Source organism: Sphingorhabdus sp., from assembly GCF_035329025.1.
Classification (GTDB): Bacteria; Pseudomonadota; Alphaproteobacteria; order Sphingomonadales; family Sphingomonadaceae; genus Sphingorhabdus_B.
This window is the reverse complement of the sequence record NZ_DAOLHN010000042.1, coordinates 14464-27791: the sequence shown is the minus strand read 5'-3', so window position 1 is coordinate 27791 and position 13328 is coordinate 14464. Positions and strand designations below refer to the sequence as shown.

Below are 13328 nucleotides of genomic sequence, written 5' to 3'. Positions count from 1 at the left end.
GAGCACTGTCTTCGGGAGGCAGGGGCCGGAGGTTCGAATCCTCTTTCCCCGACCATTTGCTCCATTTTGATACATTCTGTTCCACGGTTAACCATTCCTTGAGGTTGCCTCTTTATCGCGAACACTATGCATGCACGCATAGTCATCGTCGACGACAGAGCCACGAATCTGCGCATTTACGCGCAGTTCGTTTCGATGATGGGTACCGGTTTCACATCTGTTTGTTTTCAAAGCGCAAAGGAAGCGCTTGCTTGGCTGGAAAATGAAACAGCTGACCTGCTGATCGTCGATTATCGCATGCCGGAAATGACCGGTGCGGATTTCATCAGACAAATCCGCAGTCGGCCCGACAGCCACAATATTCCTGCAATTGTCATCACTGCGCGCCAGGACCGCGAATGCCGCATCGCCGCACTGGACGCGGGCGCCACCGATTTCTTGCAGAGCCCGGTCACCCATTCCGAATTCAAGGAACGGGCTGAACTCCTCATCGGGCAACATCGCAAGCGCCGTGAAATCGAAAACCGCACAACCGCGAACTCGGCAAACAGCGATGACCTACGGGAGCAAACCGGCGGCAAATCGATGCTTGAGCAGATCATCGATACAACGCCGGTGATGATCATCGCGACCGACCGCAACGGCAAGATCCTGTTCATCAACAGCTATCAATCTGCCATGCTGGGCAAAGACACCGAGCAACTGGTCGGCCACTCGATCAATGATATCTTTGAACCGCATCTCGCCGAACGGGAACAGCGGCGCAATTCACTGATCATCGATGGCGCGCAATCCATTCCAAACTATGAGGAAGTTTTTGTAAGCGATGGTGTGCAGCTTACCTTCCACTGCAACAAATCGCCGCTGCTGAACAAGGATGGTCAGGTGATCGGCGTCCTGACCTCCGCCGTCGATATTACTGCGCGCAAGTTTGCCGAGGAACATCGCGCGCATCTGGCATTACACGATTTGCTGACTGGACTGCCCAATCGCGCGCTGCTCGCCGAGCATATGCGGCAGACAATTGAGGAATGTAGCTCGAACGGAAGCAAAGCCGCGCTGCTGTTGGTCGATCTGGACCGGTTCAAGGTTATCAATGATACTCGCGGCCATCAGGCTGGTGACACTTTGCTCCGACAGGTTGCAGAGCGGATCAACAGCGCACTGGACGCAAACGAACTGGCAGCACGCATCGGTGGCGATGAATTTGCCATCATCCTCCGAAATGTCGAAAGCGTCGAAGATGTCAGCAGCAAATGCCACCATCTCCTCGCGCAGATTGGCAAGCATTACGCAATTGGCGATTCCGATCAGCGAATTGGCGCCAGCATCGGCGTCGCGATGATCCCCGACGACAGCAACTTACCTGATGAACTGCTGCGACTTGCCGATCTCGCCATGTACGAAGCGAAGTCGAGCGGACGCAATTGCCACTGCTTCTTCTCTCCAAAACTCAACCAGATTGCCCAGTTCAATGCCGGAGTTGAGGCGGACTTGCGCTGTGCCATTGAAAATGATGAACTGTTTCTGGAGTATCAACCGATCGTTGATGCGCAAAACGGCTCTTATACGGGTCTGGAAGCCCTTTTGCGGTGGCAACATCCTGCACGCGGGCGATTGATGCCGAACGAATTCATGCGCGTCGCCAATGACTCTGGCCTGATTGACCGGATAGGCCATTGGGTAATCGATGCGGTTTGCCGCCAGATTTCGGAATTTGACAGGGAAGGCATCGCGCTCCCGCACATCGCTATCAACGTGTCACCGCGCCAATTCCAGGCCGGCAAACTCTGCGAGGAAATTCTGAGCAAGATTGCCCAATACAAGATTGAGCCAGGACAACTGGTCGTCGAAATTACCGAAGAATTGCTCCTGGATCAAAGCAGCCAATTAATGAACCAACTGCGCAATCTGCGCGACAATGGCATTGAACTTTCGATTGACGATTTCGGCACTGGCTATTCATCGCTGCAATATCTGCGCGACTTGCCCGCAAACAGGTTGAAGATCGACCAGACGTTCGTGTCCCGCATCGAGCATTCGGCAACCGACCGGGCCATCATTTCAACGATTGGCCACCTCGCCCACGCGCTGAATATGCGTGTCGTCGCCGAGGGCGTGGAAACCGAAGCGCAGCGCATGTTGCTACGCGCTTCTGGGTGCGATGAATTGCAGGGCTATCTGTTCGGCCGTTCGCTGACTGTCGATCAGTTGCGGGGCATTTTTGGCCCGGCAATTGCGGTGTCGCAGCCATGAGGCGGCTGCTTCCCAAAAAGGGCAGTCTGGCCCCGGAGCAGGAAATCCTGCTGAACCGCATGGTGATGGGTAGCACTGCGGGCACTGCCGTATATTTTCTCTCGTACAATGCGTTCCTGCTCGAAGCATTCGTCGTCTATCTTTCGCTGAACGCTGCATTATTCCTGATGCGCCGCGCCGATGTCTGGAAGCAGGAGAAGCGCTGGACCGCTGCGATTTTGCTGGATGTAGGAATGGCGTTTGCCGTCATGATGCATTCGGCAGAAACAATGTCCTTCTTCTACCCTCTGTTTCTTTGGGTGATTTTGGGCAATGGTTTCCGATTTGGCGTCAAATATCTTGTTATTGCATCGGCTCTGGCAGTCGCAGCTTTCAGCACGGTCGTTTTTACGACTGACTATTGGGAACCCAACCGCACGCTTGGCATCAGTCTGATATTGGCACTTATTGTTATTCCGGCCTATTGTTCGACGCTGATCAAGAAACTGTCACTCGCAAAAGAGGCTGCCGAAGCGGCCAACCGGGCGAAAGGCTATTTTCTGGCGAGCGTTAGCCACGAGTTGCGCACACCGCTCAACGCGATCATCGGCTATGGCAACCATCTGCGCGCGATGGCGATGCCCAAGAACCAGCACGACATGGTTGAAGCCAGCGTGCTCGCCGGTGAGCATCTGTTGCACCTCATCGATCAGCTCATTCAAATCGCCCGAAGCGATAGCAACGCCGCACAAGTCGTGATGCGGCCTCTGCGGATTACCGACCTTTTGGCGGAGGTCCGGGATATTATGCTGGTCCGGGCGGACGATAAGTTAATCGGCCTTCAGATTGCAGCCGAACCTTTGAGCGACCGGATTGTCGACGGCCCTGCCGACATAATCCGCAACATCCTTTTGAACCTGACTGGAAATGCCATCAAGTTCACCGAAGCCGGTACTGTCTCCGTTAATGCGGGTCTTCGCGAGGCCGAAGGTAAGGCAATCCTGTGGTTCACTGTTAGCGATACCGGAATTGGCATTGCGGGCGACGCCGTTGCCAAGATTTTCGAGCCCTTCCAGCAAGCAGACGACACTGTGATGAACCGCTTCGGCGGCACCGGACTGGGTCTTGCGATTTGCCGCCAACTGGTCACGCAAGTGGGAGGGCAGATCAAGGTCGATAGTGTCATTGGCAAAGGTAGTACATTCCTTGTCGAATTGCCCGTATCGTTGGCAGAAGCCGAGAACAACGCTTATGACAGTGAACAAGGCTCGCCTGTAAAAGTATTGGCGCTCGGAATGTTTGAGCATGAGTTGCTGGCCAAGGCGCAAAATGCCGGAAACTATCTGGTCAAGAGCCTCAGTTGCCGGAGTTCGGTCGAACTGGAGCAGTCGCTTGATTCGGTCAAACTTGCCGATTTCGACATTGCCATGATTGATGACCGGGTTGCGAATGAACTGGATGCGGAATCTCCGGTTTGGAAGCTGTTTACAGAGGCCGAAGTGGCCGCCGTGCTGGTATCGCACGATGTGCAGCCAGACCTTGGCGAAATTGAACTGCGTGCGGCCTTTGCCACCGTAATTCCTGTAGATGCCAGCTTTAACGAGCTCAGAAGCGCTATTCGTATTGGCTGTTCTTTCGCACATAAGCCACATTTTGACGAACGCGCATCGGCTTCGACCAGGGCGACGCCATCGGATTACAGTCCGCGGTCGGTTCTTGTCGCAGACGACAACCGCACAAACCGCAACATATTGACTGCCATACTCGAGGCCGCCGGACACAAGGTCACGCAGGTTTGCGACGGCGATGAGGTGTTGGAAATCCTCGAAAAGGAAAAATTCGACATCCTTTTGCTCGACGTCAATATGCCGCGTTTGAATGGTATCGATGCCTGCCGCATGTGGCGTCAAATTGAGGGCAACCGAGCGCATTTGCCGATTGTAGGTGTAACGGCCGACGCCACAACCGAGACCGAAACCCGTTGTCTTGGTGCAGGTATGGATTTGCGCCTTACCAAGCCAATCAATGCGGCATTGCTTCTAGAGACAATCGAAAAATGCTGTGGTCCCGCGCCCGAGACGCTACTTCCAGACATCAAACAGGACCCGCTGCAGATTGTGGTGCCTTTGAAACGCGATCTTTCTTCTTCAGGGCAGAATCAAGCCATCGATGAAGGCCACCTCGACTATCTGTCTTCGATTGGCGATGCAGTCTTTATCACAAGTATGATCGAGGGTTTTGTTGAAGATTCAACCGACAGCAGCGCGACCATGCAACGCGCGCTCGACACAAACGATCCGGCACTTTTCCGTTTCGCTGCCCATGCTTTCAAAAGCGCATCCAATAATATCGGCGCACTGCAGTTGGCCGCCCTTTGCAGCAAATTGGAGAAAATCACCGAAGCCGATTTCAGCGCAAAAGGCCCGAATTACTTCGCTCAGGTTAAACAGGAACTTGATCGCGCAAAAAGCGAATTGACTTCGATGAACGCATTTCCGGCCGCCAGCGCCAAATCCAACTAAATCGGAGACAAAGTCCTCCGGATACGGCGCTCTTGCGCATCCGCCAGACGCTCCATCTTGCGAACGTCGGCATCAGTCAACGTCATGGCAGTTTCTGCCCAGATCGTCGTAATCCGCATCAATTCGTCCAGTTCCACGGGATTGGCAACACGGCGCGCGCGGTAGACAGCACGTTCAGCGGCAAAGCGGTTCCGGTTGCGCTGGCAATAATCGACAATGGCCGCTTCGCCCTGCCCGTCTTCAGCCAGGATATCTACAATTCCGAGTTCGTATAATTCCTCAGCGCTATAGATTTTACCTTCAAGAATGAATTGCTCTGCCATCTTGCGACCGACCCGGCGCAGCAGAAAACTATAGGCTCCCATTCCGGGGAAAAGATTGAACACAATCTCGGGCAATCCAAGGCGCGCACTACGTTCCGCAACCAAAATGTCGAACGCCAGCGCGTGCTCAAAGCCCCCGCCCAAAGCGTCACCTTGCACGAGCGCCATCGTGATGATCGGCGCTCCGAATGCATTTGCGTTGGCAAATTGCATTCGCACACAGGTTTCAGCATATTTGCGCATTGCAGCGAGGTCACGTGTTCGAATACACTCCGCGAAATGCCGCAAGTCACCGCCCAGATTGTATATACCGGGCGTCTTTGAGCCGCAGATAAAATAACGAAGATCGTCTGGGCCGCCATTCGCAGGGCGGGCATAATTGTCCGCGATCCAGTCCTGAACCTCCTGAACCTCGGCACCAAGACTATAGGTGTAGCTGGGCCTTCCGCGCTGGTTCATGAAACACCAGAACATCTGATCGGCTTTATCGTGCCGCACCAAGATTTCTTCAAAATGCCGCCCAACAATCGGCAAACCGAACTGGTCGCCGGAACCGAATTGGGGCGTAGAAAAATCCAAAGCCAATCGAGGCGATCCCTCGGATATGGGGTTATAGGTAGCCATTTCGCTCCTTATGCGACCTTGTGCCTGGCCACCCCAACCGGCACTTTGTTCATAGCACAAATTGCATAGTGGCAAGGATAAAAAGTGGTTAACTGTCCAAATAAGTCAAATAAGAGCCGATTTTGCCTTCACGAATCTGGAGTTCGATCTGCCGCATTTGTATTTCAGCTTAAAACTTCGCGACCAACCAAGCTTTAAAATCGAATTGAAGAACCGATTTCCGAAAATGGGGCCTTGTTCCGCATGCTATACAAAAGTGCCTCTTTGCATTCTTTCAAGCACAATATCATGCGCCGGAAAATTCAACGCACATCGTCGGATAAAATCGTCGATCTTGGACATGTCCGCCACGGGTAAGTCCGCTTCCGGTTGGTACAACCTGGATTGTTCCGGAAACACGCCATAACCTGCGAACAAGCAATGCCATGAGAGTGGCGCGTAATAGCGTGAAATGTCCTGCCGCTTGATTTCGGCGTCCAATTCGCCACCTTGAAACCAGCAAGTCATCAATTCTTTCAACGAATCTGACAAGTTTTCGTTATTGGCGTTCGCACGCCAATAATCTCCATCTTTGCGCGAATTCATGCGATAATGTGCGACGATATAATCCCGGATACCATCAATACGCGCATTTATCCGTTCGTTGAACACGTCGCGGTTTGACGGGGTAAAATCAGCCGATTCCCATGAATCAGCAAATCCCTCGACGGTCGCCTGCACGATGTGCAACGCAGTTGCTTCGAGCGGCTCGATAAAGCCCTGACTCAACCCCACCGCAAGACAATTGCCAACCCAGCTTCGCGCTACCCGACCCACGTTCATTTTCAATCTTCGGGCTGGAACATCAGTGTCGAGTAAGCCAAGATGCGCGCGCAATTCAGCTTCGGCATCATCATCACTGATGAATTGGCTTGAATAAACATAACCATTGCCTGCGCGATTGGTCAGCGGGATCCGCCATGCCCAACCAGCGGACAATGTTGTAGCACGCGTTTCACACGGAATATCGTCTGTATCATTGGGTGTCGGCAGCGCCAACGCGCGGTCATTGAAAAGATTGTCACCAAATGAGCAAAAGGACTCACCCAATGCCGCCTGCAAAATCGTTGAGCGGAAACCGCTGCAGTCGATAAAGAAATCCGCCGCCAAACGATCGCCGCCTTCAAGCAGCAGCGCTGCTACATTCCCTCCATCATCGACTTCAACGCTGTCTACCGTTCGGCTGATATGCTGTACACCGAGCTTTCCTGTCGCAAATTCCCTTAGAAATGCTCCGACGAGTTGCGCATCAAAATGATAGCCATAAGCGATATCAAACGGGAAGTTTTCATTCGGAACCGGCGCCAGGCGCTCATATGCCAATCGGCTGGACAAAAAGAAACGGTCAGGATGTGCCCAAACATCGCGTCCCGTCCGCCGCGCCCGCGTGTGAAAAAAGAAATGCTGGGCAGTGTGATGGTCAAGTTCGGTGTGGAAAGGGTGAAAATAGCTTTCAAACCCCGGTGCGCTGGACCAGCCGTGAAAACTGATTCCCGTTTTGTAGGTTGCGTTGCATGCAGGCATCCATTCGCCTTCGCTTATCCCAAGCGATTGGAAAAATGCGCGCAACTGCGGGGTCGACCCTTCACCGACGCCAATGATGCCAATATCGGGAGATTCGATGGCGGTGATTTTATGTTGCGGCCAGCGCTGTGCGAGCAAGCATGCCGCCATCCAGCCAGCGATACCGCCTCCCAAAATGTGCAGGGTAAGACGACCGTCTTGGGTCATTTCACAGGGTTGAGCAGGAAGGTCAGCGGAATTTCTGCTCGTTGACGCCAGGCAGCTTCATTGTGATCGGTATCGATAAATATCCGGCTGCTCCAATTCGCACCCTGCCGCCAACCGGCGTTGGAAAAAATCATGTCCATTCGCGTGCTGTACGGGCGGTAAAAACCATCAAGGTTCAATGTTCCATGATCAGTGTAGTATCGGTTTTTTCCCGGCCGCATTCTGCTGGATTTAAGCCACTGTCCGTAAGCCCCTGTTATCAGGTCGATCTCATGGTCCTGTACCTTGGTGGGGTCTGCGAGAGGCCAGTGGATCGACAGCGCTGCAGCATTTCCAAACACCTTTGGATATTCGCCCATTCCATAGAGCGAGATCAACCCGCCCATGCTCGATCCCATTAGCGAAGTTGAACGCAGGCCTGGTTTCGTTCGATAGTTTTTATCAACGTAGGGCTTCAATTCCTCGACCAGAAAGCGAAGATAGTTATCGGCCAGCGATACCCCGCCATGCACCTTTTCAATCCGCTGACGGAGGTCTGCAGGCAGATGTGCAACAACTTTTGCCGGTAGATACTCACGTCCACGCAAACTGGTGTTCCAGACGCCAATAATGATTGCCTGCCGCTTCATGCCCGACATGGCCTCGTCTATACCCCATTCCTGACCACCATAAGCATAGCCGGGCTCGAACAAGTTCTGGCCGTCATGCATATAGATTACGGGATAGTGACGCTTGGAAACATCATAGTCTTTGGGCAGCAATATGCTGATGTTGCGCGGTTGAACAAAGGAGGAAGGGAAATTCTCTAGCTTGACGATGCGCGCTTCGGCAGCCGTTCCAGCGAGTGAAACCAGTAACAGGCAAAAAAAGTTGATCAGAATACGCATCGCACAATTCATATCAGATAATAGCTTCTGCAACGACAGCGCCATAAGCGCCAATTTCCCATCGATCCGCGGCATTCAGCGTCTCGATTATCCGCCATTTATCAGGCTGTTCGGGTGTCCAGTTTATGCTGCTACTGCCCAAATTGAAAACGCACAGAAGCGTCTGCTGCGCACCCTTTCGTTCAAAGACGAGAATGCTGTCCTGCGCCTCGATTATGCGTATGTCGCCGCTCCGCAAAGCCTCGTTGGACTGACGCAGTGAGACAAAATCCCTTGTTGCGTTGAGCATCGAGGTGGACAATTTTTCCTGCTGGTCGATCGCCAATGCAGCATGATCGGCTCCGAGCGGAAGCCATGGCGTATGATCTGAAAACCCGCAGTGTGGCGCATCTGCTTTCCATGGCATCGGCGTGCGCGTTCCGTCGCGCGAAAGGGTAAGCGGCCAATTGGCGATAGCTTCCGGATCCTGCAGTCGATCAAATGGAATGTCGACCTGCGTGAGCCCAAGTTCCTCACCTTGCCAGATAATCGCATTCCCGCGAAGACACAGGAACAACAGCATCACCATGCGCGCATAAACATCCCGCGCACCTTCCGGCGCCCATCGGTTGATCCAGCGCGGTGCATCGTGGTTGGAGAAGGCCCAGCTAGGCCAACCAATCCCCTCCTCTGCCGGCCAGTTTTCCAGCGCTTCCCGAACTAGTGCGGGGGTCAGCTTGTCGGCATATAGAAAATCAAAACCATAGGCGCTGTTGAAATGGGCGTCGCCTGCGGTGAACGCCTTCATTTCGCGATCGGGTTCCGCCCCGCCCACTTCTGCCACCGTAAACCGATCGGGATATCGATCGGTCAAAGCGCGGATGCGCGCAACAAAAGCCGGAATATCGGGATGCGACTGGTTGTGCACTTTCAACTGGAAATCAAAGGGTCTGGTACGAATGCCATTTCCCGCAGGTGCCGGAGGATTATCCCGCAGCTCCAGATCATGCATGGCAAAATTAATCGCATCCACGCGGAAACCGTCGACACCGCGATCAAGCCAGAATTTGGCAACCCCGAGCAATGCCTCTTGCACTTCCGGATTGTGCACATTCATCTGCGGTTGTTCGCGCAGGAAATTGTGCATATAATATTGACCACGACGGGCATCCCAGGTCCATGCCGGACCGCCGAAAACCGACTGCCAGTTATTCGGCGGCGAACCATCAGCCTTCGGATCGGCCCAGACATACCAATCCGCCTTTGGATTGTCGCGCGACGACCGGCTTTCCGCGAACCAGGCATGCTGATCCGAAGTATGCGAATACACCTGATCGATAATGACTTTTAGCCCAAGGCCATGCGCCTTTTCAATCAACACATCGAGATCGGCCAGCGTTCCAAAGATGGGATCGACATCACAATAATCGGCGACATCATAGCCAAAATCCCGCATCGGCGAGGTAAAGAATGGCGACAACCAGATCGCATCGACGCCAAGCGAAGCGACATAATCGAGCCTTGCTGTAATACCGGGTAAATCCCCTACCCCATCGCCATTGCTGTCGGCAAAGCTCCGAGGGTAGATCTGATAGATAACAGCGCCGCGCCACCAAGCTGCGCGAAATTGTGTTGAACCTTTTATTTTTTGCATATCGTTCATTTTACGAGACAAATCGCATAGTCGAGCGGCGCGATTTCGAACGCAGCCGAACCCGGCACCCGCGTTGCCGCAGGACATTTTCCAATTAGTGCATCAAATCCGGTCGCTGTCGTTTCGACTTCGACATTGGCTTTCAGGACCTCGGTCGATGTGTTGAATACCGCCAGGATTTCCTGCCCGCTTTCCGCGTCAATGCGCGAAAAAGCCAACAGCCCCGGTTTATCCGAATAGTTGCGGATAATCTGTGTGCCGCGCCGCAACGCGCTGTGCTTCACCCTCACCTCAGCCAGCTTGGCTATGGTCGAATAGATCGGATGTGACTGGCTGAAATTATCGCGGCTATGGTTCGACTGCGTTCCCACAAGCTTGTTGTCGAGATAGACTGCAACCTTCGATGCGAACAGTGTTTCGCGCGCATCCTGATCATTGCCGTCGCCAGCAAAGCCTTGTTCATCGCCCGAGTAAATGGTGGGTACGCCGCGCATAGTAAACATCAACGCATGACCAAGCTGAACACGCTTCAGGATTTCTGTGTCGTCCGCCTGTGGTTTCGCCATACGCATTTCGCGAGCAAACCGCCCATTGTCATGATTGCCCAAAAATGTCGGCAACCGTTTTCCGCCGTTGGTTGTTTCGGCATAGAGCGCGTCGGCTTCGGTCAACTGGTTGAACACATCGGTACCAAGCCGACCGCCGACCGCTTCGATCGCGGCGCGGCGAAAAGCGAAGTCCAACACCGAAGGAAGGCCCGCAACGCGGGTGTAGAAAGCCTGTTCGTGAACGTTGACACCTTCGTTCGCAACTTCGCCGAATATGTGGAAGTTAGGAATTCCCCTCGCTTTGGCCCGATCGAGGATCGCAGGAGCAAATTTCTGCCAGAATTCCGGGTTCACATGCTTGGCAGTATCGATACGGAAGCCATCAATGCCAAATTTGTCGATCCACGATCCATAGATTTCGATGAACCCGTCCACGACGCGCGGATTTTCGGTATAGAGGTCGTCGAGCCCTACAAAATCACCCATCGTGCTATTTTCGCCGCGAAAGGTGGTGTCGCCGCGATTGTGGTAATAGCGCACATCGTTGAGCCAGGCGGGTACCTTTACATTGGCTTCCGCCTTGGGGACGGCTGGGGTGTAGGGGAAATTCATGTCGGTCAATTTGGCAAAGTTGTCCGCCGTGCGTACCCTGTCGCCTTCGAAACCCTTATTGATCTCGGCCCCGTCAGCGGCGCGGCGTGAATAGGGGAAATCGGCACGACTGCGATAGGCGCAGGCCGACGTTGGACATTCCTTATACTGGATGACATCGGCCGTATGGTTGGTGATGATGTCCATATAGACCTTCATCCCGCGTGCGTGAGCAGCGTCGACAAAGGCTTTGAACTCTGCATTGGTGCCGAAATGGGGATCAACCGAGGTGAAATCGGTCACCCAATAGCCGTGATAACCAGCGGTTTCCTGACCAACCCCGCCTTGCACGGGCTTGTTCTTGAAAATGGGTGCAAACCAGATCGCGGTCATACCCAGCGACTGGATATAATCGAGCCGATCCGTCAGGCCTTTCAGGTCGCCACCTTGATAGAAGCCCTTATGCGTAGGGTCGAAGCCATGCTTCATCCTGTCGCCTTTGATGCCGCCGGTATCGTTATTCGGATCGCCATTGGCGAAGCGGTCAGGCAAGACGAAATAGATGACTTCATCCTCCGGCAAACGATCACGGAAGGACTGCGCAGAAAGCGGCGTGACAGCAGTCGCAGCCAAAGCCGCCGAGAGGAGCAGTCTGCGCATCATAATTCCCCGGAAGAACAATTTTGGCGTATATAGTCGGAATGTTCAGGCATTAGCCGGGTCTTAGCGGCAATAACCTCTTCGATAGACGCGAGATATTTATCGACCGCGTGATCACCGGGTGCATTGGCAAGCGGATGGCAAGAGGCAGGTTCAATTCCCTGCCCGATCAATACCTGCAACCATCCAGTCTCGGTGAATAGCTCTTCATTGTAACGAAACAGGCGGCCGCTCGATCTGAAGAGTTCCAATTTGTGCTGTAGGCTGTCGGGCAGCTCAAGATTACGGCAGGCCTGCCAAAATGGTTCATTGCGGCCGTTCGCCCAATAGTGCAACACAAGGAAATCGCGAATTGTTTCAAACTCGAACGTCATCTGGCGGTTGAAACGTTCCACTTCTGCCCCAGCGATGCCGCCTGCTGGCAACAGGTCGATCAGATGCTTTATACCCGATTGGACAAGATGGAGGCTGGTCGATTCCAGCGGCTCGAGAAATCCGCAGGAGAGCCCCAATGAAACCACATTTTTCTTCCAGAAATGCCGTCTATAACCAGTCGTGAAGCGGATAGGCTTTGGGTCAGCCAGCGGTTCACCGTCGAGATTGGCAAGCAGCGTCGCCGCCGCGCTGTCATCATCGATATGGTCGCTGCAATAGACATAACCATTGCCGATGCGATGCTGCAACGGAATGCGCCATTGCCAGCCTGCCTCACGCGCGATCGCCCGCGTATAAGGCAACAGTTTTTCTGCAGATTTGCAAGGCACCGCAAGTGCCCGGTTACACGGTAGCCATTTCGACCAGTCGACATATTCCGAACCGACAGCATCGCCGATCAACAAGCCGCGAAAACCGGAACAGTCGATGAAAAGATCGCCCTCGACCATTTCACCGCTTTCGAGTTTGATCGCAGCAACTGCCCCGCTTTCGCCATCCAGTTGCACGTCGACTATCCGGCCTTCGTGGCGGACAACACCGCGGGCTTCGGAAAATTTGCGCAGCATCGCAGCATAAAGCCCGGCGTCAAAATGATAGGCATAGGCGGGCGCTCCCAAAGGCGCCTGCGGTAGCGGATCGGTGCGAGAGAAACGGTTTGCGCGGGCAGTGCATTCCGAGATGCTGTAATGACCGAGAGATTTGGCCGTGCCTCGCGCCTTTGCTTGCAACCAATAATGATGGAACGGAATCAAACCCAAATCGCGTCCAACCTGACCGAAGGCATGCATGTAGCGCTGGCCTGGTGCACGCCAGCCTTCAAATTCAATGCCGAGCTTGAACGTGCCCTTGGTCGCTTTCAAAAATTCATTCTCATCGATGCCCAACGCGCCGTTGAACAGCAATATCTGCGGGATTGTTGCCTCACCGACACCGACTGTGCCAATTTGATCAGATTCGACGAGGGTTATCTTCCATTCCGGCGTCAGCAGCCGCGATAGCGCTGCTGCTGCCATCCAGCCTGCAGATCCGCCTCCAACAATGACTATGCGCATCGGTCCTGCCTGCCTCGTTCACGGAGCCGCCAGGGCCCGAAAATGAAG

General features: G+C 53.8%; 8 protein-coding genes. 2 read left to right on the top strand and 6 right to left on the bottom strand.

Translation table 11 applies throughout. The annotated features are described in order from the left end of the window. The first annotated feature begins 126 nt into the window (after positions 1–126). Together PKC81_RS11810 and PKC81_RS11805 are read left to right on the top strand one after the other, a co-directional pair. Positions 127–2256, top strand: a complete 2130-nt coding sequence (locus tag PKC81_RS11810; protein WP_324336321.1) for an EAL domain-containing protein — start codon at positions 127–129, stop codon at positions 2254–2256. Then, positions 2253–4757 (top strand): ATP-binding protein, encoded by a 2505-nt coding sequence (locus PKC81_RS11805; RefSeq protein WP_324336319.1) that lies wholly within the window; start codon positions 2253–2255, stop codon positions 4755–4757. The genes PKC81_RS11810 and PKC81_RS11805 overlap by 4 nt, the downstream gene beginning before the upstream one ends. Here the strand turns inward: PKC81_RS11805 and PKC81_RS11800 are convergent. From PKC81_RS11800 to PKC81_RS11775, 6 genes are all read right to left on the bottom strand, one after another. Continuing rightward, complete coding sequence (locus PKC81_RS11800) at positions 4754–5704, bottom strand: crotonase/enoyl-CoA hydratase family protein (protein WP_324336317.1); 951 nt, start codon at positions 5702–5704, stop codon at positions 4754–4756. The genes PKC81_RS11805 and PKC81_RS11800 overlap by 4 nt on opposite strands. Positions 5705–5950: 246 nt before the next feature. Then, entirely contained in the window at positions 5951–7474 is a 1524-nt protein-coding gene (locus tag PKC81_RS11795; RefSeq protein ID WP_324336315.1) for a tryptophan halogenase family protein, read from the bottom strand. Further along, the gene (locus PKC81_RS11790) at positions 7471–8406 is read right to left on the bottom strand and encodes an alpha/beta hydrolase-fold protein (RefSeq protein ID WP_324336313.1); all 936 of its coding nucleotides are present in this window, start codon (positions 8404–8406) and stop codon (positions 7471–7473) included. Before PKC81_RS11790 ends, PKC81_RS11795 begins: the two co-directional genes overlap by 4 nt. After that, on the bottom strand, positions 8375–9994 hold the full coding sequence (locus PKC81_RS11785; protein WP_324336311.1) for an alpha-glucosidase: 1620 nt from the start codon (positions 9992–9994) through the stop codon (positions 8375–8377). The genes PKC81_RS11790 and PKC81_RS11785 overlap by 32 nt, the downstream gene beginning before the upstream one ends. Before the next feature lie 5 nt (positions 9995–9999). Continuing rightward, positions 10000–11796, bottom strand: a complete 1797-nt coding sequence (locus PKC81_RS11780; RefSeq protein WP_324336309.1) for an alpha-amylase family glycosyl hydrolase — start codon at positions 11794–11796, stop codon at positions 10000–10002. After that, the gene (locus PKC81_RS11775) at positions 11793–13280 is read right to left on the bottom strand and encodes a tryptophan halogenase family protein (protein WP_324336307.1); all 1488 of its coding nucleotides are present in this window, start codon (positions 13278–13280) and stop codon (positions 11793–11795) included. Before PKC81_RS11775 ends, PKC81_RS11780 begins: the two co-directional genes overlap by 4 nt. Positions 13281–13328 lie beyond the last annotated feature (48 nt).

Excerpts from the sequence above, each read along its gene's own strand:
- PKC81_RS11810 (WP_324336321.1), top strand. The coding sequence starts at position 127 with ATGCATGCACGCATAGTCATCGTCGACGACAGAGCCACGAATCTGCGC.
- PKC81_RS11805 (WP_324336319.1), top strand. The coding sequence starts at position 2,253 with ATGAGGCGGCTGCTTCCCAAAAAGGGCAGTCTGGCCCCGGAGCAGGAA.
- PKC81_RS11800 (WP_324336317.1), bottom strand. The coding sequence starts at position 5,704 with ATGGCTACCTATAACCCCATATCCGAGGGATCGCCTCGATTGGCTTTG.
- PKC81_RS11795 (WP_324336315.1), bottom strand. The coding sequence starts at position 7,474 with ATGACCCAAGACGGTCGTCTTACCCTGCACATTTTGGGAGGCGGTATC.
- PKC81_RS11790 (WP_324336313.1), bottom strand. The coding sequence starts at position 8,406 with ATGGCGCTGTCGTTGCAGAAGCTATTATCTGATATGAATTGTGCGATG.
- PKC81_RS11785 (WP_324336311.1), bottom strand. The coding sequence starts at position 9,994 with ATGCAAAAAATAAAAGGTTCAACACAATTTCGCGCAGCTTGGTGGCGC.
- PKC81_RS11780 (WP_324336309.1), bottom strand. The coding sequence starts at position 11,796 with ATGATGCGCAGACTGCTCCTCTCGGCGGCTTTGGCTGCGACTGCTGTC.
- PKC81_RS11775 (WP_324336307.1), bottom strand. The coding sequence starts at position 13,280 with ATGCGCATAGTCATTGTTGGAGGCGGATCTGCAGGCTGGATGGCAGCA.